The 25,548-nt window shown below is 35.9% G+C and carries 24 protein-coding genes; 6 read left to right on the top strand and 18 right to left on the bottom strand.

The features are described from left to right. Positions 1 to 93: 93 nt before the first annotated feature. Together ade and KKI44_RS05575 are read right to left on the bottom strand one after the other, a co-directional pair. A complete protein-coding gene (gene ade / locus KKI44_RS05580; RefSeq protein ID WP_214590219.1) occupies positions 94 to 1,728 on the bottom strand; it encodes an adenine deaminase in 1,635 nt (544 codons plus the stop codon). Positions 1,729 to 2,286: 558 nt separating this feature from the next. Further along, entirely contained in the window at positions 2,287 to 2,718 is a 432-nt protein-coding gene (locus KKI44_RS05575) for a hypothetical protein (protein ID WP_214590218.1), read from the bottom strand. A 450-nt stretch (positions 2,719 to 3,168) separates the two neighbouring features. Between KKI44_RS05575 and KKI44_RS05570 the strand changes: the two genes are divergently transcribed. Beyond that, positions 3,169 to 5,106 (top strand): SPFH domain-containing protein, encoded by a 1,938-nt coding sequence (locus KKI44_RS05570; RefSeq protein WP_214590217.1) that lies wholly within the window; start codon positions 3,169 to 3,171, stop codon positions 5,104 to 5,106. 162 nt (positions 5,107 to 5,268) lie between these two features. On the opposite strand, the gene KKI44_RS05565 is transcribed toward KKI44_RS05570, so the two are convergent. From KKI44_RS05565 to KKI44_RS05555, 3 genes are all read right to left on the bottom strand, one after another. Further along, positions 5,269 to 5,964 carry an ABC transporter ATP-binding protein gene (locus KKI44_RS05565; protein WP_214590216.1) on the bottom strand — a complete coding sequence of 232 codons (696 nt, stop codon included), beginning with the start codon at positions 5,962 to 5,964 and terminating at the stop codon, positions 5,269 to 5,271. An 84-nt stretch (positions 5,965 to 6,048) separates the two neighbouring features. Then, positions 6,049 to 6,624, bottom strand: coding sequence for a hypothetical protein (locus KKI44_RS05560; protein ID WP_250902167.1), 576 nt, complete (start codon positions 6,622 to 6,624; stop codon positions 6,049 to 6,051). A 447-nt stretch (positions 6,625 to 7,071) separates the two neighbouring features. Continuing rightward, on the bottom strand, positions 7,072 to 8,004 hold the full coding sequence (locus tag KKI44_RS05555) for a LacI family DNA-binding transcriptional regulator (protein WP_214590215.1): 933 nt from the start codon (positions 8,002 to 8,004) through the stop codon (positions 7,072 to 7,074). Between the two features lie 243 nt (positions 8,005 to 8,247). Between KKI44_RS05555 and KKI44_RS05550 the strand changes: the two genes are divergently transcribed. From KKI44_RS05550 to KKI44_RS05535, 4 genes are all read left to right on the top strand, one after another. Beyond that, positions 8,248 to 10,671, top strand: a complete 2,424-nt coding sequence (locus KKI44_RS05550) for a TonB-dependent siderophore receptor (RefSeq protein WP_214590214.1) — start codon at positions 8,248 to 8,250, stop codon at positions 10,669 to 10,671. Between the two features lie 65 nt (positions 10,672 to 10,736). Next, entirely contained in the window at positions 10,737 to 11,864 is a 1,128-nt protein-coding gene (locus KKI44_RS05545; RefSeq protein ID WP_214590213.1) for a glycoside hydrolase 100 family protein, read from the top strand. Between the two features lie 39 nt (positions 11,865 to 11,903). After that, positions 11,904 to 12,554 carry a hypothetical protein gene (locus tag KKI44_RS05540; protein WP_214590212.1) on the top strand — a complete coding sequence of 217 codons (651 nt, stop codon included), beginning with the start codon at positions 11,904 to 11,906 and terminating at the stop codon, positions 12,552 to 12,554. Further along, entirely contained in the window at positions 12,551 to 13,954 is a 1,404-nt protein-coding gene (locus KKI44_RS05535) for an MFS transporter (RefSeq protein WP_214590211.1), read from the top strand. The genes KKI44_RS05540 and KKI44_RS05535 overlap by 4 nt, the downstream gene beginning before the upstream one ends. A 268-nt stretch (positions 13,955 to 14,222) precedes the next feature. Here KKI44_RS05535 and KKI44_RS05530 read toward each other — a convergent pair whose 3' ends face one another. From KKI44_RS05530 to KKI44_RS05505, 6 genes are all read right to left on the bottom strand, one after another. Further along, complete coding sequence (locus tag KKI44_RS05530) at positions 14,223 to 14,900, bottom strand: DUF2490 domain-containing protein (RefSeq protein WP_214590210.1); 678 nt, start codon at positions 14,898 to 14,900, stop codon at positions 14,223 to 14,225. Positions 14,901 to 15,125: 225 nt separating this feature from the next. Beyond that, positions 15,126 to 15,575, bottom strand: coding sequence for a VOC family protein (locus KKI44_RS05525; RefSeq protein ID WP_214590209.1), 450 nt, complete (start codon positions 15,573 to 15,575; stop codon positions 15,126 to 15,128). A gap of 341 nt (positions 15,576 to 15,916) precedes the next feature. After that, entirely contained in the window at positions 15,917 to 16,288 is a 372-nt protein-coding gene (locus KKI44_RS05520; protein ID WP_214590208.1) for a VOC family protein, read from the bottom strand. Further along, the gene (locus tag KKI44_RS05515; RefSeq protein ID WP_214590207.1) at positions 16,285 to 16,689 is read right to left on the bottom strand and encodes a hypothetical protein; all 405 of its coding nucleotides are present in this window, start codon (positions 16,687 to 16,689) and stop codon (positions 16,285 to 16,287) included. Before KKI44_RS05515 ends, KKI44_RS05520 begins: the two co-directional genes overlap by 4 nt. A 5-nt stretch (positions 16,690 to 16,694) precedes the next feature. Beyond that, positions 16,695 to 17,165, bottom strand: a complete 471-nt coding sequence (locus KKI44_RS05510; RefSeq protein WP_214590206.1) for a hypothetical protein — start codon at positions 17,163 to 17,165, stop codon at positions 16,695 to 16,697. Positions 17,166 to 17,181: 16 nt separating this feature from the next. Further along, complete coding sequence (locus KKI44_RS05505) at positions 17,182 to 17,637, bottom strand: DUF1569 domain-containing protein (protein ID WP_214590205.1); 456 nt, start codon at positions 17,635 to 17,637, stop codon at positions 17,182 to 17,184. Positions 17,638 to 17,866: 229 nt separating this feature from the next. On the opposite strand from KKI44_RS05505, the gene KKI44_RS05500 reads away from it, so the two are divergent. Further along, positions 17,867 to 19,138: a hypothetical protein gene (locus KKI44_RS05500; RefSeq protein WP_214590204.1), complete on the top strand. Its 1,272-nt coding sequence runs from the start codon at positions 17,867 to 17,869 to the stop codon at positions 19,136 to 19,138. Positions 19,139 to 19,188: 50 nt separating this feature from the next. On the opposite strand, the gene eco is transcribed toward KKI44_RS05500, so the two are convergent. The 7 genes from eco to KKI44_RS05465 form a co-directional block, all read right to left on the bottom strand. After that, positions 19,189 to 19,674, bottom strand: coding sequence for a serine protease inhibitor ecotin (eco, locus tag KKI44_RS05495; protein WP_214590203.1), 486 nt, complete (start codon positions 19,672 to 19,674; stop codon positions 19,189 to 19,191). Between the two features lie 281 nt (positions 19,675 to 19,955). Beyond that, complete coding sequence (locus KKI44_RS05490) at positions 19,956 to 21,440, bottom strand: tetratricopeptide repeat protein (RefSeq protein ID WP_214590202.1); 1,485 nt, start codon at positions 21,438 to 21,440, stop codon at positions 19,956 to 19,958. Positions 21,441 to 21,525: 85 nt separating this feature from the next. Continuing rightward, entirely contained in the window at positions 21,526 to 21,852 is a 327-nt protein-coding gene (locus tag KKI44_RS05485; protein WP_214590201.1) for a helix-turn-helix domain-containing protein, read from the bottom strand. Further along, complete coding sequence (locus KKI44_RS05480) at positions 21,824 to 22,066, bottom strand: hypothetical protein (RefSeq protein WP_214590200.1); 243 nt, start codon at positions 22,064 to 22,066, stop codon at positions 21,824 to 21,826. The genes KKI44_RS05485 and KKI44_RS05480 overlap by 29 nt, the downstream gene beginning before the upstream one ends. A 4-nt stretch (positions 22,067 to 22,070) precedes the next feature. Next, a complete protein-coding gene (locus tag KKI44_RS05475) occupies positions 22,071 to 22,508 on the bottom strand; it encodes a transposase (protein ID WP_250902166.1) in 438 nt (145 codons plus the stop codon). Between the two features lie 113 nt (positions 22,509 to 22,621). After that, the gene (locus KKI44_RS05470; protein ID WP_214590198.1) at positions 22,622 to 23,140 is read right to left on the bottom strand and encodes a hypothetical protein; all 519 of its coding nucleotides are present in this window, start codon (positions 23,138 to 23,140) and stop codon (positions 22,622 to 22,624) included. Positions 23,141 to 23,164: 24 nt separating this feature from the next. Next, complete coding sequence (locus KKI44_RS05465; protein ID WP_214590197.1) at positions 23,165 to 25,540, bottom strand: hypothetical protein; 2,376 nt, start codon at positions 25,538 to 25,540, stop codon at positions 23,165 to 23,167. Positions 25,541 to 25,548: the final 8 nt, after the last annotated feature.

The raw sequence follows: 25,548 nt of genomic DNA, 5'->3' as shown, positions 1-25,548 counted from the left end.
TTAACCGTAAAAGGAACAAATAATGTTAAAGCAAAATCAGCTTTAAATAAAAGTTTAGGTTATATTTTTTGACTTTTGCGGTTAAATAAGAGTTTAAACAGACTTGATAAAAACATCCGTAAAATCGAAACTTTTCCCGTTGAAAAGCCCTTTGTCACTCAGTTTCAGCTCGGGAATCACCAGAAGAGCCATGAAAGACAAACTCATGTAAGGCGCTCGTAATCTGCTTCCCAATTCCTTTGCGCGCCGGTCTAATTTAATATAAGCTTCTGCTACTTTTTCCGCAGGAAGATCCGTCATAATTCCCGCAATCGGCAGTTCCAGAACCATTTCTTCCTCATCATGGGCAAGAGAAATTCCGCCTTTTGCCTGAATGATCAGATTCACGGCTTTGCATATGTCATCGTCATTCGTTCCCACCACTACAATATTATGACAGTCGTGCGCAACACACGAAGCAATCGCTCCGTTTTTTAAGCCTATATTTTTAATGAAAGCTGTTGCAACTGGCGCATCCTGATAACGGTTCACCACGGCAATTTTCAGAATATCATTTTCAGGATCAGATTCTGCAAAACCATCAATATTTAAAACTTCTGCATGAATTTCTTTTGTAATCAGTTGTCCGTCCAGTGTTTCAATCACACGAACTTTTTCCCCTTCGCTTTTTACCTTAAAATCTGATGGGCTTTTTAAGCTGCAGCTAAAATTATTCACTGTCGCAGCTTCCACAGATTCAATAAACGATTCCCCGTTTTCTGAAACCAATGCTCCGTTGATGTACGTTTTTAAAATCGTAAAATCCGTGAGATTATCGATTTCTATAAAATCTGCATTGTCGCCAATCTGCAATAATCCGACCGGTAAATTGTAATGTTTAACTACATTGTACGAAGAAGTACGCAGCACATCGTACAAATCATAACCCAAATCCAGAGCGCGTTTTACATGATCGTTGATATGAGATTCCAGCAAATTATCAGGATGCTTATCGTCACAGCAAAACATCATCTGATCCGGAAAATCTTTTAATAAAGGAATTAAAGTGTCAAAATTTTTCGCTGCACTTCCTTCACGGATCATCACTTTTACCCCGAATTCAAGCTTTTCCAGTGCTTCCTGATACCCAAAACACTCATGATCTGTAGAAATTCCCGCACTGAAATAAGATCTCATTTCTTCTCCCATTAATCCCGGAGCATGACCGTCAATCGGCTTGTTATGTTTTTTCGCAGATTCCAGCTTTTTCAGAACCTCCTCATCTTTATAAATAACCCCCGGAAAATTCATCATTTCAGCCAGATATACAATTTCTTTCTTGCTTAAAAGCCCGTCAATATCACCCGAATCAATCACCGCACCTGCTGTCTCAAAATGGGTCGCAGGAACGCATGAAGGAGCCCCGAAATAAAAATGAAAAGGTACTTTCTGAGCATTTTCGATCATATAATCTACCCCCGAAACTCCCAAAACATTGGCAATTTCATGAGGATCTGAAATCGTTCCCACCGTTCCGTGCTTTACCGCAATCTTTGCAAACTCAGACGGAACCAGCATACTGCTTTCAATATGAACATGTGCATCAATAAATCCGGGCAGAACATACGTATTCAGTTTTTCTGAAATTCTTTGTATTGAACTGATCTTGTTGTCTTTAATAATTATTTCAGCAGGGTAGGTTTCCTTTGCAACAATGTCGATGAGGTTTGATTTAATGGTGAAATCCATTTTGTATTGAATATTTTAAGTGAATTTACCAAAATATTAGAAATAATACCATTTTTCTACACATAAAATATTCTGTAGAAATCATATCTGTGCAGCAGAAAAATAAAATGCAGAAGCAGAACTCCGAAGGAGTTCAATTCTTTACAGTAACTTTAATGATAGGATAAACAGATAGGATAGCCTTAACCTTAATCTTAATCTCAGCCTCAAACTTAACCTTTCCACTCCAAATCTTTTTTCTTTGAAGCTTTTTCCCACTTTCGCTACTCGCTTTTTTAGAGTTTCGGCGGCAGCGAAGCTGCCGCCGAAACTCTAAAAAGAGCTCAGACATGCCGCTCAATTGGGGCTAGGAAACCAGTTATCCATTCACTATTTCAACAACAGCTTCAATAGACAACCTTCCCCAAAATAAAAGCCAAAGTATTTTTTATTTATCTGATTTTTAGCTTTCACCAGAATGTAAAACCCTTTCATAAAAGTTTAAACAATTCTCCATTGTTTCAAAAAGACAAAAAAATTCCTGACGGTGAAGTCAGGAACTCAAATATAGAATTAAAATTAATTTTTGACAATGTAACCATCCTGATTAACGATTGTCTTGCCGTTTCGGTCCGTTACCGTTAAAGTATAAGGAGCTTTTTTTGCAGAACTCGTTAAATAATTTCTCCAGATCTGATAAGTATATCCGTTATTATTAAACTCATAGTAATAATTTCCGCCTGTTCCGTCCGGAATTAATTCTCCGTCCGAAATAATCATACTCGGTTTCGAAGTCACCTTTCCGTTGGCTGCCCACGATTGATACAGATAATTTCCGTTCGGTTGCTTATCAATTTTAATTTTAAACTTTTTCGTTTTAATGATAAACGACTTTGGAACTTTTTCCTGTTGATAATGGATTTTTGAAACCGGATTTTCATTAAAAGCTGCTGCCTGTACCAATGAAAACTGTGCAATACAAAATACTCCTAATAAAATTTTTCTGATCATTTTCGATGTATATTACACAAAAAATTAATCAAATTTAAAGCCAATTTATAACGATAGGGTTCGTTTTCCGTCTAATTTCACATTAAAAACCACCTGATTTTGATTAAAAAACAATATCGCTGTAAAAATAATTGTATTGATTATCAGTGAATTAATAAATATTCAGAAAAATATTTAATTTTTTTGAAACAAGTAAATATTTTTCTTACGTACATTTGTATCATCAAAAGGATCTCGTTCCTTTCTTATCAAAATGAAACTAATTAACTTTAAGTTTTTTCTTTTAAAAGTATCAGAAATCATCTTCACGATTTTCAATACTTCTCCTCCTGCACTTTCTTAATTTTTACGAAAGAATTATCATATAATTCGTACTCTGTTTTTCTTTTATGAAAAAATAGAGCACACTTTCTGTTTTCAAATTTAATCAAACAAAAAAACAAACAAACTATGGAATTAGGTTTTCATGGCTGGATGATTCCGGTCGTTATTGCACTGTTGTGCATCATTTTTTACAAATTTATCTTAAGAATTTTCTTTGGATTAGTGATTGTTCCACAAGACAGAATTGGCTTGGTCACCAAAAAATTCGTGCTTGTCGGTAAACAGGAACTTCCCGAAGGAAGAATCATCGCCACCAACGGAGAAGCCGGTTTTCAGGCACAGACTTTGGCTCCCGGAGTTTATTTCGGAAAATGGATCTGGCAATATTCTATTGATTTTCAGCCTTTCACCGTAATTCCCACAGGAAAAATAGGCTTACTTCTTGCGAAAGACGGGATGGAGCTGGAAACCGGAAGAATTTTAGGAAGAAAGGTAGACTGCGATTCTTTTCAGGATGCAGAAGCCTTTTTAAAGAATGGAGGAAGAAAAGGCCGCCAAACCGCCATCATTGCTCCCGGATCTTACAGAATCAATACTTTACTGTTTGAAATCGAACTTACTGACATGACTCAGATTCCCGATAATGCAGTGGGAATTATAACAACGATGGAAGGAAGTCCGTTGGAAGAAGGACAGATTGCCGGAAAGATCATTAATGACCATAATAAATTTCAGGATGTTGATACTTTTTTAAACAGCGGTGGTTACAAAGGTCTTCAGGAACAGGTGATTTTGGCGGGTTCATATTTCTTAAACCCTTGGTTTACAAAAGTTGAAATGGTAAAAATGACGGAAATTCCTATCGGTCATGTTGGAGTCATTATCAGTTATGTAGGAGAAGAAGGGCAGGATTTGAGTGGGGTAGACTTTAAGCACGGAAATATTGTAGAAAAAGGGCACAAAGGAGTTTGGGCAGAACCTATCGGTCCCGGAAAATATCCAATTAACCCTTACATTATGAAAGTGGAACTTGTTCCGACAACCAATTTAGTTTTAAACTGGGCTTATGAAAGAAGCGAATCTCACCAACTGGATAAAAACCTTTCCACTATTACCGTTCGAAGTAAAGACGGTTTCCCTTTCAACTTGGATGTTTCGCAGATTATTCATATTCCGACGTATGAAGCACCAAAAGTAATTGCCCGTTTCGGAAATATGATCAATCTGGTGAGTCAGGTACTGGAACCTACGATCGGAAATTACTTCAGAAACTCTGCGCAGGACAGTGATGTAATTGCCTTTTTAGGAACCCGTAAAGAAAGACAGCAGTCAGCCAAAGATCATATCAGCAGTGTTTTGGAACAATATAATGTAAATGCCGTTGATACACTGATTGGAGCAATCGTTCCTCCTGAAAGTTTAATGAAAACTTTAACAGACAGAAAGTTAGCAGAAGAACAGAAAATTACTTACGAAACCGAAATGCTTGCTCAGGAAACCAGACAGGCTCTTGAAAAAGAAACTGCTGTTGCAGATATGCAGAAAGAAATTGTAAAAGCAGATCAGGGCGTTGTGATTGCAGAAAGAATTGCCGATGCATCCGTGAAAAAAGCAACAGGAGACGCCAATTCCGTAAGATTACAGGCAACTGCGGAAGGAGACAGATTAAAACTTTTAGCAACCGGTGAAGCAGAAAAAACAAGACTTCTTGCAAAAGCCGAAGCGGAAAAAATCGAATTGCTGGCAAAAGCTAGTGCAGAGCAGATTTCATTAACAGGTAATGCAGAAGCGGAAAAAATCCTTGCCATCGGTAAATCCAACGCGGAATCTTACAAATTGTCTGTGGAAGCAATGGGTGGAAATAATTTCACGCAGTTAAAGATTATGGAAAATATTGCGAGCCAAAATGTGAGAATTATGCCTGAAGTGTTGATCGGAGGAAACGGAGATTCAGCAAGCGGAGGAATCAGCGGACTTTTGGGATTACAGCTTTTGGAGCAGGTTCAGAAGAAAAATTTAGAAACGGTTCCTGCAACTGAGGAAAAAGGAGATAACCATGCTTAATAATTTCTGTCAGAATCAGAATCAAAAAAAACACAACATCATATATATTCAAAGTACAGAAATTTTTTCTGCTTCACTTTAAAAACTTTTAACCATTCTATATATCTTTTGCCGGATTTCGCTGCAAAAGAGGAAAGCTCCAGATTTTGGAGCTTTTTCCTTTTATGCGGTATAGTTTGCAAATGCTTCTTCCAGACTTTCAAACTTGCCTTTGAATTCATCAATCGGGCAGTCCTGCAGGATATTTCCTTTATGGATAAGGATCACACGCGAGCAAAGCGCTTCCACTTCCTGCATGATGTGAGTGGAAAGCAAAACCGTTTTCTGCTGTCCGATTTCTTTCACCACATTTCGGATTTCGATGATCTGGTTCGGATCCAGTCCGTTTGTAGGTTCATCCAGAATCAAAAGATCAGGCTGATGAATAATTGCCTGTGCAAGACCAACTCTCTGTTTGTATCCTTTGGAAAGCTGACCGATCTTTTTAGATTTTTCAGGGGTAATTCCTACAAGCTCAATCACTTCATCTACTCTTGACGCCGGAATTTTGTGAATATTGGCAACAAATTGTAAATATTCTTTTACATACATTTCCAGATACAGTGGATTGTTTTCAGGAAGGAAACCGATCTTCTTCTTGCTTTCGATTTCGTTTTCCGTGATGTTTTTTCCGTTAAAAATTATTTCGCCTTCATCAATTTTCAGTGCGCCGACAATGGATTTCATTAAAGTAGATTTTCCGGCTCCGTTCGGACCCAAAAGACCGATGATTTCATTTTTATCAATGGAAACGTTAATATTGTTCAGAGCAGTCTGCTCACCAAATTTTTTAGTTAAATTGTTTATTTGAAGAGACATAATTTCGTAATGATCTTTTTGCAAAAATAAAATAAAAAAACTCATCCGTATGAATGAGTTGATGCAATATTTTAAAAAGTTTAATTATTTTTTCGACTTCTTACCTGTACCGGAAGCAGATGGTTCTGCGGCTGGTTGAACTGCAGCTTGTTGCGGATTGGAAGCACTCATTGTCTGAGCATTATTCTTTTGTCCGGGTTTCTCATACAGTGCAGATTTTCCGTTGGTTCTGCCAAAGATTTTATCAATCTGTTTTTTGGTCAGAAGCTGGGATTTTCCTACGAATTTTCTGTTTTTGTTGATATACTGGATAAACTGAACAGTAGGAGTACCGTAGTTTTTCTCAAAATGCAGTTCGATGATATCGTTCGGAAGCTCCAGAATGATGTTTCCTACAGGAATATCAATAAAGCCGTTTTCGATAAGTTCATAAAGTCCGGAAACGTCCTTATTAAGATTCTGAAAAGAGAATGATCTGAAGGTATTAAGGTTTGCCGTATTCAGATCCTGATAATTGAACGTAAATTTATCATCTTTTTTATATAAACCTACGGCATTATCTTTACCAATTTCTATCAGAGTTTCGTTTTTCAACACCTTGATCTGTGAGGAAACTGAAATACCGATCATACATACAAATAGTAGAATTATTTTTCTCATGAGTAGATTTTTAATGCTATATAATGTGGTATTCTAAAATTAACAAATAAAACGCGAAAAGTAATTTTTACGCCCTCAAAAACAAATGTAACACTTTTTTTTAATATTTGTTAATGGGATTTAATAGATAAAACTTATTCTTTACTGCGTGAATTATATTAAATCTTTGAAATTTAATTATTTATGAAAGATGCCCGATCTCTGTTAATTAATTGATAATTCTTAAAAAAGTGTACTTATCTCATAATAATTTAAAAGTCAGGAGCTTTGTCCTATTATAAAAGCAATGCTTCAAATAATTATTTCTGAAAATTATTAAAATAGGGATTGGAATTTTTGATAACAGAATGGCAGTTCGGGAATGGGAATGTTGATTTTTTCATTTCGTGTATGTTTATTTACTGGCAAATTTAGCAAAATAATCTTTGCAAATCCTACAGTTTCCTATTAAATACCACTTTTAATGAGGTGCAGCAATTTCGAAGCCGCCATAGTTCCCATACTGAAACCGTCATTGATGATACACTCATACGAATCGTCCAGATATCGTGGAAGCGTACCCTCCGTAATAGCAATAACTTTTACATCGGAAGTCTGTACCTTCTTTTTAATAAGAGAACTGTGCAGTCCGGCAAGCGTTTCGTCACTCATCGCGAAATAACCGTCAAACTGTTCATAATCCAGAATAATATTCAGTTTCTCTTTTACACTTTCCGCAGACTCACAATAAATTACCTTGCATTCTATTTCCGGATATTCTTTCAGCTTTTGCAGGAAAAAATCTCTTCGGGTTTGCGTGATGTCCAGATTCTCATCCCCGAAAATGGCAAGAATCTTTTTACATTGGTTTTGGGCAAGCTTTTCCGCGGCAGCTTCCACATTCAGTTTATTGTCGAAAACAATCTGCTCAAAAGAATTCTGAGAAATCGTTTTATCAAACATTACTACCGGAACTTCTATTTCCCTGAGTCTGTTTAAGTGGGAAAGATCTTTCGTTTGTCTTGTAAGAGAAATAAGAATTCCGTCCACACGTGAGTTGATGCAGGTAATGATATTTTCTTCCTCCATTCCCACAGATTCTTCTGAGGACAATACAAAAAAATGATATCCTTCTTTATGCAGCACCGAAGAAATTCCTCTTATAATAGAAGGTATAAAAAACATCGACATTTCCGGAATGATAAGTCCGATAACTTTTGAAGACTTTTTTCTGAAATTGATTGCAAAATCATTCGGAATATAATTAAAAGTTTCTGCAGCCTCCTTCACTCTCAGCTTTACAGCACTGCTGATATCAGGATGGTCTTTCAGTGCTCTGGATACTGTAGATACACTGATATTGAGCATTTCTGCGAGGTCTTTTATTGTGACTCTTTTCATTTTTAAGTTAATTGAGGCAATTTTTGGGTTAATTTAGTGATGTTTTCGGGTTAAATTTAAGTTAAAAAATGTTAAAATTTAAGATTTAAATGTTAATAAAATGTTAAAATTTTTAGAAGTTATCCACCGCAAACGTTTGCGCAAACGTTTGAAATTAATATAAATTTAACACAAGGGAAAAATTATGTTTTGAATATGTTAAAAAAAATACTTTTAGACCATAATTAAAAACTCTCAAAAATTATGGAATCAAAAATTTTTACCAAATTGCTCATTTTCGGTGCGATGAACACTGCAGCATTTATGTTTTCTCAGAGTACAGAAAATGATACAATTACAAGAGGAAAAGCGATTGATGAGGTTGTGGTGACCGGAAACGCAAATCCTAAAGCATCTATTAAAACCAGTACTTCTATTTCTACTTTAAAAATGAAAGATATAGAAAATGCTGCTCCAAGAACAACTGCCGAAATTTTCCGTACCATCCCGGGAATCCGTTCAGAATCTTCAGGGGGTGAAGGTAACTCAAATATTACGGTAAGAGGGGTTCCTGTTTCAGCAGGAGGATCAAGATATCTACTGATTCAGGAAGACGGTTTACCGGTAATGCAGTTCGGAGATATTGCTTTCGGAACTCAGGATCAGTTTACAAGATTCGATTCTTTTGTTGCCAGAGTGGAAGCGTTAAGAGGAGGTTCAGCATCCGTTTTTGCAAGTAATTCTCCTGCGGGGATCATCAACTTCATTACGAAGACCGGAGAAAAAGAAGGCGGAAGCATCACGCAGCAATTAGGTCTAAATTATAAAAACTACAGAACAGATTTCGACTATGGAACTCAGATTGCGGATAATACGTTTTTAGCTTTAGGAGGTTTCTACAGAATCGGCGACGGACCAAGAAAAACAGGATTCAACTCTAATAACGGAGGACAGTTCAGAGTATCTTTACTAAAAAAGTTCGAGAAAGGAAGCTTCAGAATTTATGCTAAATTTCTGGATGACAGAACTGCTGCGTATATGCCGATGCCGGTTGCGGTTTCAGGAACAGATGCAGATCCGAAGTGGTCTTCTTTATCCAATTATAATATCCTGAACGGTGCGTTACAGACAATTAATTTACAGCACGACAGAACATTAGGGAACGACGGTAATATCTTCAACAGCGATGTTTCAGACGGTATGCATTCTATTTCAAAAACCATCGGTGCAGAATTCAATTATGACCTTGGAGAAGGATGGAAATTTGAAGACAGAATCCGTTACTCAGCAAACGATGGTCAGTTTATTGCACCTTTCCCTGCAAGCGTAAGCAAAGGAAGCGATTTCTTCAAAGCTTCTAATTTTGCCAATTTCGGAAGTGCAGTGTATGCAGGAACCAATACTCCGGTTGACATGAATGCTTATTACATGAAAATTGCACTTTTCAACGTAAAGCTTAACAACTTCAATAATTTTGTGAATGATTTTAACATCAGCAAAAAATGGAGCAATGTGAAATTCAACGCAGGATTGTACAAAGCTACCCAAAACATCAATATGGACTGGATGTGGAACAACTATATTCAGGAAGTAAGCGACAGCAATGCAAGATTGGTAGATGTTAAAAATCTTTCAGGAGCTTTCATCACAGATCAGGGGTTACTTAATTACGGGATGAAAGACTGGGGGAATTTAAAAAGAAACTACAATACCAAATATGACATTACTGCGCCTCACGCACAGATCGAAATTAATGCTACTGATAAGTTAACGATTGATGCGGGTGCAAGATACGATATCGGAAAAGTGACAGGAACTTTTTCAGGAGGGACTGTTACCTATACAAGCCGTGATATGAATGGAAACGGGGTTATCGATATTCCTGAACAATTGGTAGGTTCTAACGACAATATCAATGTTCCTGTAAAATACAGATACGGAATTTTCGGATATTCAGTAGGTGCTAATTATGCTTTAAACAGCAAAAATGCAGTATTTGCAAGAGTGAGCCAGGGTGGAAGCGCTTCTGCAGACAGAATTTTATTCTCAGGATACAATTATACCAATAATGATGATCCTGCATTGGATGCTGTAAAAGTAAACAAAGTAAATCAGGTGGAAGCCGGTTACAAATTGAGAGGAGCAGGATATTTCCTTAATACAACGCTTTTCTATGCAGGAACCAAAGAAGCGAATTACGAAGCAACTACACAGAGAAAAACAGAAAATAAATACGAGTCTCTTGGGGTAGAATTGGACGGATACTATAAAATTGCTAAAGGTTTTGACGTAAAAGCAGGACTTACCTATACCCACGCGGAAATTAAAAACGCACTTGATCCGACTGTTGTTGGAAACACGCCTAGAAGAACACCTAAATTGATGTACTCCGTAAATCCTAATTTCAACGTAGACAAACTGAATGTTGGTTTCTATCTGATCGGAGCAACAAAAGCTTACACTCAGGATTCAAACAAATTAATCATGCCTGGTTACGCGATTGTAAACCCTTATATTTCTTACCAGTTGATGAAAAATCTTTCGGTTAGCGTAAATGCAAACAACATCTTCAATACCATTGCAGTTACAGAAGCTGAAGAAGGATCTATCGCAGGAGGAAACGGAATCGTAAGAGCAAGAACGCTTCCTGGAAGCAGCTACAGCGCAAGTGTAAAATTTGACTTTTAATACTTTTATCTTAAAAATGTGGAATGAATGAAAGTTCATTCCGCATTTTTTAAAAAAAATAAAATATGTTTAGACAGGAAGCCATTGAAATTATAAGGAAAGCCATTACAGAAGAAGGAATTCTGGCATCTGCACAACAGAGAGACAACTACGCAAGAGTATGGGCGAGAGATTCTATGATGACGGGATATGCCGGAATTTTAGTACATGATGAAGAAATCCTTGCCGGACTGGAAAAATCTGTACTTACACTCGCCAGACATCAGGCAGAAAACGGACAGATCCCTTCCAATGTGGTAAATGATAAAGCAAGCTACGGAACACACGTAGGCAGAACAGATGCCACAACATGGTGGATTGTTACAACTTGTGAATATCTTAAAAGCAAGCAAAATGAAGAGCTTAAAAAAAGTCTGAAAGAAAAAATTTATAAAGCTCTTTCATGCCTTAAAAGCTGGGAATACAACCAGAGAGGTTTGGTATACAGTCCGTTAGGCGGAAACTGGGCAGACGAATATGTAACTTCAGGATATACTTTGTATGATAACGTTCTGAGATATTGGGCTTTAAAAAATGCTGCTGAAATTTATGATGATGAAACATTGAAAATTTTAGCGGAAAATACAAAAAAGCTGATTCAGGAAAATTTTTATAAAAATGAAAACGGAACAGATTCAACCCGATATCACGAAACGGCTTATGCGAAAGTTACTGCAAAACCCTATTTCTATGCTTCGCTCAATGCTAATGGATATGACGGACGTTTTGATCTTGCAGGAAATGCGCTTGCTCTTCTACTGGATTTTGATTTGGATACAAACGCTTTTTCAGAATTTTTGAATGGTGTAAAGGCTGAATTTAAACATTGGATGCTTCCTGCATTTTATCCTGTGATTTTGCCGGGAGACGATGACTGGCGCCTGCTGGAAAACAACTACAGCTACAGTTTTAAAAATGAACCTTATCATTTTCATAACGGAGGTTCCTGGCCGATATTTCTGGGCTGGCTTTGTCTCGGACTTAAAAATAAGGGCGTAAAAGACATTCCTGAAAAAATCCTGAAGCAGTACGAAGAACTGATGAATGAAAAAGGAGAGCATTTCAGAGAATATTATTCCACAGATCAGTTATTGCCGTTGGGAACAGAGCAGCTTTGCTTTTCTGCATCGGGGTATCTTTTAATGACTTACTAAGGTAGTTTTTCAAATTTTTCATTTTAAAAAAGTAAAAAAATGGTCGGCGATATTATAGAATTAAAAGAGAAACATCTGGCAACAGCCAAAAAAATAACAGCAATATTAGAAAAGCGCTTTTCGTTGAATGGAAAACAGAAATTAGCCATCGGAATCGGGGGAGAAAGCGGAAGCGGTAAATCGGTAACGGCTTTTGCTATACAGAAAATTCTGGAGCAGGAGAATGTAAAAAGTCTGGTGTTGCAGATGGACGATTATTTTAAGCTTCCTCCGAAAACCAACCACGAAAATCGTCTGAAATCTATTGAAAATGTGGGAATTCAGGAAGTAGATCTTGAAAAACTGTCCCAAAATATAAAAGATTTTAAAGCAGATATTCATGAGATCGAAAAACCGCTGGTTTACTATAATGAGAATCTGATCAGTAAAGAAAAAATAAAAACTTCAGAATATGAAGTCATTATTGTAGAAGGAACGTACATTCTGGAGATCGAAGAATTTGATTTTAAAATTTTTATAGACAGAAACTACAAAGACACTCACGAAAACCGCATGAAACGTAATCGTGACGAGCAAAGTGATTTTGTAGAAAAAGTTTTGGAAATTGAACATCAGATTATCCGCAGTTTCAAAAATAATGCAGATCTTATTCTCGGAAAAAACTATGAACTTGTAAACACAGATTTATGAACGCAAAAAGAATCATTCCGCGCCTGAGTTTCTGGCAGATCTGGAATATGAATGTCGGATTTTTCGGCATTCAGTACAGTTTCGGGCTTCAGCAGACTGCGGTTAACCCCATCTATTCTTTTTTAGGAGCCCATGCAGAACAGCTTCCTATCCTTAATCTTGCCGGTCCTATTACAGGACTGCTTATCCAGCCTTTGATCGGAGCCATCAGTGATAAGACCTGGAGTCCGAGATGGGGGCGAAGAAAACCATTTTTTTTGCTGGGTGCAATATTCTGCAGTATTGCCTTGTTTTTATTCCCTTTCAGCTCATCGATTTGGATGGCGGCAGGACTTTTATGGATTCTGGATGCGGCAAATAATACGGCAATGGAACCTTACCGCGCTTTTATCGGAGACAAACTTCCCGAAGATCAGCAGACTTTTGGTTTCCAGATGCAGAGTCTTTTCGTTGGTGCGGGGATTACGCTTGCGAATCTTTCTTTATTTGTTTTTCAGAAATATTTAGGCGGAAATTCTGCAAACGGAGGAATTCCGGTGTGGGTTTATTATTCATTCTTTCTGGGTTCTTTCTGTTCCATTGCTTCTGTGGCGTGGTCCGTTTATAAGACACCTGAAATTCCTCCAACAGATGAGGAAATTGAAGAATTAAGAATAGCAAAGGAGAAAAGTACATTTTTCACACCTTTTACAGAGATCATTGTAGCAATAAGAGAAATGCCGAAAGTACTTTGGCAGCTGGCATTGGTTTATCTCTTCCAGTGGTATGCGCTTTTTGTCTATTGGCAATTTATTACACCCATGCTGAAATCTTCGCTGTACGGAATTTCTGAAGCTGATGAAACCAAAGCAAATGCAATAGTAGAAAGTGCCAAAAAAGGAGTCTCTGTTATATCTTCCGACCTAAGCTGGGCACAAGGAATACTTCATCAGGTTGAGGTTGCTGTAGGACAAACGGGATTAATGAATGGTTCTTACAATATTGTCACCATGCTTTCCGCTTTGCTTCTGGTTCCTTTTGCTAAAAAATTTGGTTCTAAAAACACATATATATTTTGTTTGTTCCTTACAGGTTTAGGCATTATGACCTTACCTTTTATTAAAAATGAATATTTCATTTTGCTTCCTATGGTAGCATTGGGAATTGGATGGGCTTCAATGATGGGGTTACCATATTCCATGGTTTCTCCATCTATTCCTCACAACAAAAGAGGAGTTTATATGGGGGTTATTAATATGATGATTGTTATTCCGATGCTTATCCAGACTTTATCCTTTGGTTTTGTATTTAACAACTTTTTAGGAAACAATCCCTGTTCTGCAATTATTTTAGCCGGAGTACTGTTTGTTGTAGCGGGAAGTTGTGTATTCTTAATAAAACAGGATGTGGCAAAAAATTAAAATTAATGTAAAAATAGATCTTCATATAATTTGGTTAGGAAGCGCGCTGCAAAATTTTTGCAGCCGCTTTTTATTTGAAAATAATACCTCTTATAATATTGAGAAATTTTTATGAAAGAAATAGGAGAGAGCCTAAGAATTAAGAAAAAGGATATAATAAAATCCGTGTCAAACAACTCTGGTTTATAGGATTAAACTACTCAGGAAAGGCTCGGATAGTTTGGTTTAAATTTTTAAAATAAACCGTATTTAATCTCATAATTCATTTTTAGTTTTTAGTAAACGGAATATTATTATAAAATCCGATCTGGATCTGTCCGCGGTTTCTGTTTTCCTGAATCTGGTTCATGTATCCCGCTTCAATTCTCATATTTTTATTAATGACATATCCCAAAGCTCCGTAAACTCTGTTTCTGTCGAAAACCGGACTGTCGAGATGTAGAAAAATTTCATTGTAAGCCGATGCGTAGAATGTTTTGGGCAGCATTTCCTTGTTATTGATCGGAATATTAAATCCTAAAAAATAACGGAACCTCATCCTGAAATCTTCTTCCAGAAAACGTTCTTCCAGACGATAACGATGCTGAATGTTAAAACGTCCGAATTTCTGTTTTGTAATATATTGCTGGAAAATCCGGTGCTCTATATTTTCTGTTTTCTCTCCTTTCACGTAAGGCTGACTTAGAATAAAACCGTAACCCAACAAAACATTGTTATTGTTTTCTGAGAGATCGTAGCCAATTCCGGTGCGGATTAACAGTTGCTCCAAATCTCCTATTCCGTCAAAATTTCTGTACTGGATTTCGTTGTGAAAGTTCAGTTTTTTGCTGATTTTGTTATTCCCGAAATACATATACCAGGCTCCCAAATCGCTTTTCTGAGCCTGTGAAAAAATTGCTCCCAATGTAAAAATTCCTAAAACAGCTTTTTTTAAAATATTCCTCATGTAGTTTTATTACTATTATCTATCGTTTTTAACAAATTTAATATTTTAAATCAATAATAACAAACTGCATATTGTAAGCCGCTTATATTTTATTTGAACACAAAAGGCTTTTATTTAAGATGGAATAAGCGTCAATAGTTTATAATGAGCCTGTAAAAGTTGTGCTGCTTACGAACAGGACAAAAAAAACTGACAGAATTTGTCAGTTTTAAAATACATTAAATATTAAGGATGTTGCTTCATTTTTGCAGGATCGTCATAATTTACCATCCAGTTGATCCCAAATTGATCGGCAAACATTCCGAAATAGGCTCCCCAAAATGTATCGGACATCGGCATCGTTACATTTCCGCCTTCAGAAAGTCCAGCGAATAATTTGTCCGCTTCTTCTCTGGATTCTGCATTAATGGAAATTGAAAAGTTGTTTCCCATCACCAGATGAGCGGCATGATCGCAGCCTGCATCACTTCCCATTAAAATCGTTTCTTTAGAAATCGGAAGCGAAACGTGCATGATTTTGTCTCTGTCTTCTTCTTTCGTTTCCTGACCTTCCATCGGAGGCATTTCCCCGAATGTTCCGATGTAAGGAAATTCTCCGCCGAAAACAGATTTGTAAAAATCAAATGCTTGTCTGCAATTTCCGTTAAAAGTTAAGTAAACATTTACTGTTGCCATAGATGTGTCTTTTTTTATAGTTTAGTTTTAATTTTTAACTTGTCTAAGCTTTAGTTTTTTAAGTTTAATAGTTAAATGGAAAAAAGAGTACGTAAGTTAAAAAATCAAAGATTTTTTCTCTTTGCAGACTTTTGAAATACTTTAAATTCGATAAAGTCTTTTGTCTCTTTTGCGGTTAAATTTAAAATGAGTTTAAACAAACTTATTAAATAATAATTCCGTTTGAACTTTTTATCACATAAGAGTTTAAAATGATTTTTAAACCTGATAAAAAGAACATTTTAGTTATTAAGAAACCTTTGATTCTGCTCTTTTGTGATAGTATTAAAAAGAATAAAACCTTATCTGTGCTGATCGATCAGGATCATATTTCCGTCGGGATCTTTCAGGTAAATATGTTCAGGACCGGAAGTGTTTTCATCGGCTTCCTTCTGTAATTCCAAACCCTGTTCTTTTAATTTTTTCTGTATTTCCCGAACATCATCGAAAGATTCAAGATTCTGTGCATTCTGATCCCAACCCGGATTGAAAGTAAGCATATTCCCATCGAACATTGCCTGAAAAAGACCAATGATATGATCTCCGTTTTTCATGATAAGATAGTTGTGATCGAGATTTCCAGCCATCTGGCTGAATCCTAATTTTTCGTAAAAATCCTTAGACTTCTGAAGATCTTTTACACTGAGACTGATTGAAAAAGCGCCTAAATTCATGCTTGTTTATTGTTTAATGCCAATTTATATCCTGCCAAAACCAATCCCCATACTGCAATTCCCAAAACCCAGAACCAGAAAGGAGTCGGAAGCATTACCATATTGTAAATGGTAAAAAAAGTAAAAATAACTCCACAGATGATTGCTGATGTCGGTTTTCCGTTGTTGGCAACTTTGGTGGAAATAAATCCCGCGAGCAAAGCTCCCAAAGCGTAACCGAGAATCACGATAAATTTCCCCATAAAAGGCAAATTTTCCACATACGCTCTGAATCCTTCAATATCATCCGGTCTTAAACCTGAAGGAAACGGATACAGCGCATGACCGAGTCTTTCCATCAGCCAGACTCCAATGGATCCGGAGATCATTCCTGCGATTACCGCTAAAATTCTTCTTAACATAGTGATTACTGATTGTTCATTTTTGTTTTGAGATCAAGCGTTCCGTCATAGCTTTTCCAGTCGCCAATGAGTTCAATATACTGGGATTCCACTTTTTCAGTGTCTTTATTCCATTTAAAAGTATAAATAAATTTTCCTTTTAAAATGCCGGAATGCTTTCCTTTGTTTTCTTCTGCCAGTTCATATTCTCCGAAAACGGTTCCTCTTTTTTTAGCATCCTTATATTTGGTAATGATGAATTTGCCTTCGAATTTAGCATAAGTTTTATCAACGAGAGTATATCCCGAAACAAAATATTCCTGATCGTTTTTCTTGTTCTGCTCAGAAATATTGATTTTCAGTTTGATTTCCTGATTCTTATTTCCGATGGTTCCTGTGTACGCTTTGCTGTTATTGAGCCAGACATTGGAAATATCGGGCATCTGTGCAAAGATAAAATTGGAAAGAAGTACAAAAAGTAATAAAAGTTTTTTCATATTGTTTTTAGTTTTTTTAAACTCCGAATTGTGCCAGATGGTGATTCAGATGTTTTGCAAACATATTGTTCCATTCCTGTGCTTTCAGTTTCCCGAAAGAAAAAGATTCTTTACCGTCAAAAGCAGAAGCTCCCAATTGCTGTGTTTTCTGGATAAAACCGATGAGTCTTTTTTTCTCTTCTTCAAAGTTTTTATGATCCGAAATAATAAACTGAGGCGCAGTGGGTCCGTTCTGCGGATATGCTTTTTCACCGACAACTTTAGATTTTACAAAAGATTTAAGGATGAATTTTGCAATAGCTCCCGGCTTTTTATGCTTTTCCGGTTCGTAAACCATTTCGTAAGACACATTACAATGCGCCAACATCTGATCTACAGACATTTTCCCCCACAAGCCTTTGGTTTCCGGCGTAAGATTATTAATCCTATCAATGTAATTTTGAGCAGCTTTTGCATCAAAAACGTTTTCCATAGTTTAATTGTTAAAAAACAAATATATCAGTTTTTTTTCATCCTTTTTTTATCATTTAATAAAAAGAATGCAATCCATTATAAATCATATTATTAATCGAATAAAATTTAATCTTAGGATAAGGAGTTGTGATCAGAGTTTTCTTTCTAATTTAAAAATTAAGAGTGATATTCAGAATTGGTGATAATAAATGTTTAGAGAAACCGTTAACCAGAGTAAAACTATAATTTTGAAAAATTCTGTTGCTTTTTTATTGCTTTTCATTTGTTCTTTTTACAATGCACAGGAAATGGAATTATGCAAATGTGATCTTTTAAAAAAATCCGAAGACAGCATCAGCGATTTTTATGCAAAACATGAGTTTAAGGCGATTTCCAAAAAAGAAGCATTGAAGACTAAGTATGATTACATTTCAGTTCAATATTTAAAAAAATATTCAAAATCGCAGGATATTGTCGATTCTTTGGAGCTTAAAATCAGTAATGAGATAAGCAAAATCGTTCCTGATACAGCTTATGTTTCTTATAAAATTCGGGACTCTATTGAAAGGCTTGAATATTCAAAAAAATTTGGAGACATCCCAAAACCTGTAATTATCAAGACAGGTAAACTCCATGATGCTATAGCTATATTATATCATACCCGTAATTTTTATCATCCCAAATATTATCTTAGAATTTCTTATGATGAAGGGAAAAGCTGGAAAAACTATTATACAGGTTTGGAGAAAAATGCTAATTATTTATTCAAAACAAATTCTAAGTATCCATTATGGAAAGATAAAAACAACATACAGATTGAAGCAGATATTGTGAGAATGATTAAAGAGCCTTTGTTTCCATCAAATCCCATTCCGACGTACGAAACCATTAAAAACAATGCTTTAATAACTTTAAATTTAAAGGAAATTATTAAAGATTCTGATGGCATTAACGATCTTGAAGAAAAATTTGTCTATTTTACCAATCCTTTATCAGCTGACACAGATAAAGATGGCACTATGGATTTTGACGACGAAAATCCCCGATATAAAAATCTTAACAACGATTTTACAAGACTTGCAGAGATATTAAGATTCGGAGATTATCCATTGCTGACAAATAATTCTACAGTACAAATGGATGAATTTACCACCGATTTAAAAACGGTACATGAGGATATACAAACTCAGGTAGAAAAGCAGAAATCTGAATTTAAACCACGAGAAAGAAGTTTTTTGGATTTATTAGAATTTAAAGTTATCGTTACAGATGATGAAAACATCAGAAGAATGGATACATACGGAGAGAAAACCATATTTCTGACTTCTAAGGAGTATTCTAATTATTTAAAATATAATTATGGTATTAATTATTGTAATTACAGTAAAATTTTCAAATGTGATGATCAAAAAGATACTTATATTTTAACTTTTGATGGCTTAATAATTGGTGAAACCTATATTTTTATCAAAATTCCTGAAGGCTGGATTGTGAGAATCGGACATAGATGGCAAGCCTAAACAAAAATTCCCCGCAAATAGCAGGGAATTCATATTTAAATTAAGTTAATTTATCTCTGAACAGCTTTCTTCATCGCATCGGGACGAAGAATTCTGTATCGTACTTCCATATCTTTCGGAACATAGAAAACCAATGGTAATTTGCTGTTGTATCTTACGGTTTCCGGCTGAATATACACAAACTGTTTTGTCATTTTTTTATCCGGACAAGCCATTAGAGTTCCGGCAGTTTCTCCTTTCGATTCTACTTCATAATAATTGTACCCCCATCCCTGAAGATCCTGTGTATTCACTTTCCCGATTAAAAAATGTCTGTTACAGTCGAGCATTTTTTCTGCTCCTACAAAAAATTCCACTTTAAGGTCATTTTCATTCTTAGCAACCGGAAGCTGTACATACACCTGCTTAAAACCTTCTTTTGCTTTTGGGAACATTTCAATCTGCAATTTTTCAAACTTTTCTGTTTTCTTTTGCGCGAATGCATTCACTGCTGCAAACATCATTAATCCCGAAATAAGTGTTTTTGAAAATTTCATAAATTTTGTATTTATTTTTTATAAATTCTTTAAAGACAAAAACTGTTCCAAATTAAACATTTGTTTAAATTAATTTACAAACAACAATGAAAAAAATCAATCATTTTTCTGAGAAATAAGTCCGGAAACGGTTAGTGTTCTGCTTATGCCTTACAGTGTTCTTTTAAATAACAGATGATGCCTATTGTATTAAATTTAAAAGTTGTTTAAACTCATTTCATAATTAACTCAAATATAAAAATCTTACCTATTCTATTATTCTTGTATAGTTTTATTGTTATTTATAAAGTCGGAGAATCTTCTGAAGGCTGATGATCGTTTTCTAAAAAGGAAAGAATATCTGAGTTCGGAGGCAGATTATATTTTTTTCTGAATCTGTTTTTCCTTATTTCGACAGTACTTACATTTACATGAGTATAAGTTGCAATATCTTTATTGGAAAAATTTAATTTAAGAAAAGCACACAGTTTAAAATCATTCTTATTGATTTCAGGAAAAGTCTTTTCAATGGTATTGCTGAATTTCGGATAAGCGTCTTTAAACCTTACTAAAAATGAAGGATCATTGTTTTGAGCCAGCTCCAGCACTTCTTTGGAAATATCGTTAATTCTGTCCTGAAGTTGAGAAATCTGTTCTTCCTTTTCTGTAATATACTGGCTGGTTTCTTCTTTTTGTTTTCTTTCGGTATGATACTTTTTAAATATCCTCCCTGCAAAAAACAATATCACTACAAAGGCTGAGAAAAACAGGATTAATATGTAGTAAAACTGATTTTTTTTCTTTCTGTTGTTATCTTCCAATAAGTATTCGTAAGTTCCGTTGATGTCTCCTTTCTCTTTTTTGCTCAACGCATACGCAAGATCTTTCGCTTTTTTCGTGTAATATAACGAAGTTTTACTTTCACCGAGATTTTCGTAAATTGAAGATAAATCTTCATAGATATATTGCTGCTGATAATCCTGCTTAAGATTTAAAAATAAAGGCAACGCTTTATTGTAATAATACAGGGCGCTATCATTTTTGTTCACATTTTTAAAAGCTTCTGCAATTCCCATTAAACCAAACGCAATATCATTGGGATTTTTTGCCTTAAGAGAAAGCGAATAGGCTTTTCTTGAATAATATAGTGCCGAGTCCGGTTTGCCCACCGCCGAATAGGAACTGCCCAGATTATACGCCTGTGTAGCAGTAACCGTAATTCTCCTGTAGACATTTTTAATTTTTTCGCAGGAAAGAAAGCTTTTAAGATCGTATTTTAAAATAATTTCCGGCCCGGAACCTCTCATTTCTTCAATTTCTGCGTGTCTTTTATAAACATCTCCCATGGCATAATAAAAGTCGTCTCCCTTGAGATTTTTCGATAAGGATTCTGCTGTTTTTAAAGAGCTGTCTGCTTCTTTGAAGAACCCTAAATATGCATACGCTGATGCTTTGGTTCCCCATGCAAATACCTGAAAAAGATAATTGTTTTCCTCCGATGCAATCTTTTCAAGCTGATTGGCATATTCAATGGCTTTTTTATTATTCCCTGTGTATATATTGATGTTCACCACACTGTACAAAGCCCGCATTTTACCATAACCGTATCCCATTTCATCCGATAATCTGTAGGCTTCAGATGCATCTTTTACTGCCTTTTTTATGTTAGATTTGCTGTATGTTGCCGAAATAATACTGTCGATCTGCTTTTTTGAATATGCCTGAGTCTTTATTTGGGAGAATACTAATTGAGATAATAAAATTAATAGCCATTTAAAGTTCTGCATTATTTTTTCAATAAAAATAAGAAAATTTAGATATTTTTTTAATTAATCATTAGAATAACTTATTGAGAAATTGATGTGTATCATCTCATGACTGATTAATAAATATTTTTTTCCATTTGGTAATGGTATTTCTGCTCATTTTAAAATGACTGGCAAGCTGGGTATTGTTGAGGTTATTGATCTTTTGATATTGCAGAATTTCGAATATTGTTTTTCGGTCATAAGAACGATGCTTATGATTAAAGTCTTCATTGCTGTTCCCAAATATAAGGTCATTCAGGTTCATAATGTCTACAAAAGACAGATACTTTTTGGAAAGTATCTGTACACATTTTTCTTTTTTTTCGGGATATTTTTCTGACAACAGATCATTGTAAATTCTTTTATAATTTGGTTTTTTTAATTCTTTCATACCAATAATAATATCTTTCTACTGTAAAACTTACCTTTTCATTTTCAAAATACACATACAGAACTTTCTTCATTATTTTTTTTCTTTCCACATAAATCCACAGGTCTTGTTCGGAATATTCGGAATCTTTTTCTCCAAGAATATGAATGATTTCCTGTTTGTTTTTTCCCTTCAGCTCTTGCCGGTTTGTATTTTCTGTATTTTTATTTCTCATTGCTTTATAGTGATGGAGGATCGTTTTTTTTAATGAGACTTTTCTCGTGTTTATAAATCCATTTATATAATGTAGTCTTAGGAATGTTATAGTGTTCTATAACTTCATTTTTAGACATTTTTCCTTTGTTGATTTTTTCCAGAATAAATTCAATAATTTCTTTGGTATAGATATTTTTCCGGAATTGCGGTAAGGAAGACTTTTTGGCGGTGACTTTATTATAATTTACGTTTCTCTGAGGAGCGTATAATATAAGATGCTGTGTATAAATCCTGAAAAAATCATATTCCAGTAATTTAGACCATTTCAGCAGATCCTCACAATAGAGATCTCTCCTTTCAAAATGTTCCTGTATTTCTTCTTCACTGCATTTAAAGAACTTCGCAATTCTTGCCATATCCAGATCACTTTCTTCCACTCTTTCTTTTAAAAGTGATCCCATGTGAATTTTTTTTAACTTCATAATAAGCTGATTTTTTTTATTTCCGTTGTATGAATGAAAATGAAATACAGTAAATTTTTGTCCGGAGTATCATATCGTGTTTTTAGAATTCTTTATTTCCAGTAATTCCATTTCAGACCGTCAAATACCGCTAAAGATTTGCTTACCGTATCATAACACATTGTTCCGACATGGGGTGACTTTACATTAATATGCGGATTGTTTATTTTAGGGAGAATCATTGCCTTATCCGATGATTCCAGTACCAAAACTCCTTTTGCATTACTGAAAGGTGCACCGATCGTTATTCCCTGTCCCAATTCTGATCCGCTGTTTGAAGTTGCTCCGGAAGCATTTCCGGCATCAGAAAGGTTTTTCCACACACCATTTTCAAACATCTTCAATTTTAAATCACTTTTATCAAAAATAAAAGTCCCGTTATTATTGGATGTTAAACCCGTTGGAGCGCTGTTTACGGCAGGTAATATAATCGCTCGTGTATTGGAAGCAGAATCTTCAAAATCCAGTAAAGTACTGCTTCCGTTTACATTGGTTTTTGCAACAGCAATCTGCGCATGGGATACACTGAATATCCAAAAAAAGAAGAATAATATATATGCTTTATTTTTCATTATTTCCAATTTTAATTGTTGTTTTTAATTATTGCAGCTTCTTACAATACAGTTCCAGACAGTGCCGTTATATAACTTCACGCAATTGGCTGCGATATCATAAATAATCATTCCTTCCTTAGGATTAACGATGGCGTTTTCATTGGCTACTCTTGTAATAACAAAGCCTTTGTCTTTAGACTCCAATGCTATAAAACCGTTGGAAACCGCATCTGGAAAATCAGAAGATTTTGTAAGATATGTTGAGATCCCTATCAGTGAATATGAATAGTCCGGTGTCCCGATTGCCGCAGGCTGGGTACAATAGGAAGGACAAGTAATTATCTGTACCGGAACACTTACCGTAGGACTGTAACATCCTCCTGCAGCATCATAAAATGCAGCATAATACGTTCCGGAAACAGAAACTGCGTCAGGACTGGCGATTTTGTTAGAGTCCGTAGCCGGAGTTCCCGTATGCCACGTTACCGGAAGATTACCACTTTGTACCAGTGCCGTAAGATTAACAGTAACAGCAGGACAAATGTTGGATATCACAGTACAGCCGTTAATACTTACAGTAACGGGAGCAGAAGTGGTACTGTAGCATCCGTTTGCCGCATCATAAAATGCTGCATAATAAATTCCTCCCTGATTTACGGCATCCGGTGTTGTCACTTTATTGGCATCCGTAGCTGTGGAGCCGGTGTGCCAGGTTAAGGTAACATCCGCATTCTGATTGCCCGCTGTAATTGTTGTTAAATTTACCACAGCTGCAGGACAGGTATTGCTTATACTATAAGTACTTAATGCCGGACTCGGATCGTCACTTGCCAGACATGGGATCGTTATCGTTGCGGGACAGTTAAAAGAAGGAGAAACGACACCGCCGTTGTTCGTATTACTGAAAGTGTTGCCTCCGCCATTTATGTAATTTGTATTTACCGGAGCTGTAGTTCTGGGAAAATATTCATGACTTAAATAACTATTAATACCGGATAACTGTAATTGATTATTAGTCAGCGTTAAAGTCCCGTGAGTTCCAAATTGGCTTCCACTGTATAACGCGATATCTGCCGCAGTATTTCCGTTGCCTGCCGGAAAACAAGCCGGTCCGGATGTTGTATTGCCTCCAACATTATTGCCATAGAACAGGCATCCCGTAATGGTGCTTGCAGCACTTGTAGTACCTCCTGAGTTCACCATGAATATTGCGCCACCTAAACTGCCGTTTGTATAATTGCTGACAAATTTACTGTTGCTGATGCTGGTAAGACCAGAGTTTGGATAAGTATAAATAGCACCACCTCCCTGAATATTGGCATTGCTTACATCAAGAGTATACGGAGAACCGTTGTTGTAGAAAACACAATTATTTACCGTAAGAGTATTTCCCACTCCGCTGCTGCTGCCATATGCACCTCCGCCATAAGCTTTATTTCCATAGAAATTACAATTGTTAAGGGTAACATAGCCGTTTGAGTTTAATATGGCACCTCCAAAACCAACGCTGGTAACTATATTATTACTAAATGTACATCCTGTAAAATTAGCTGTAGCAAAATAACTGCTATAGCCAATCTGTATGGCACCACCTCCCCATTGTGAGGTATTTCCGCAAAAGCTGCTGTTGGTAGCCGTAAAATCTCCCATTGTGGTAATTCCGCCTCCACTGCCTACAGATGAAGTATTGGAACATCCTACCACAGAACTGTCATTAAACGAAATGGAAGTCGTATTGGTATTGGCATAAATTGCAGAAGCAAAACTCCCGGTACTCAGATTTTTCAGTAAACAGTTATTAAATACTGCTTTACTACCGGCTACAGTGGTAAGAAAATCGAAAGCAATAGCACACATGTCGTGTACATAAAGATCTGTAAAATTGATGGTTCCTCCGCCACCTGCCGAAAAGCCATTATTTCCCGTTACATAGACCCACGCACACGTTGTGGAACTTGCCGTTATATCCAGACCTTTTATTTCGGCAGATTCTGTACCCGCCATATTGGTTTGCCCGAATAACTGATAGGCTGTGCCTCCTGTAATCGTAATACGCGTCGTATTAATTACCGGATTATATCCCGAAAGATCATTACCTGTAGCCGTTGCAGGAAAACCTCCCTGTATAAGCACACCCGGACTTACCCTGATAACCGGTGCTGAAGATCCTCCCAAATAGGTGTAACCCGTATTTGCTTTTATATAGACTTTAGTGTTCGCCGGAATAGTACCTGAAGAAAGGCTTCCGAAATAAGAGCTAAATGACTTGGCATTATTCCAGTTGACACCGGTTCCGGCACCTCTGTTGGCGATGTCCAGAAAAACCTGTGCAGCTAAATTTTGTGAAAAAATAAAGAATATTAGGAATACAGAAAGTCCGGATATTCTTTTGTATATATTGAATAAATTACTTTTCATAACGTTGA

The organism is Chryseobacterium sp. ZHDP1, assembly GCF_018603435.1.
GTDB lineage: Bacteria > Bacteroidota > Bacteroidia > Flavobacteriales > Weeksellaceae > Chryseobacterium > Chryseobacterium indicum.
This window is presented reverse-complemented; position numbering and strand designations above follow the sequence as displayed.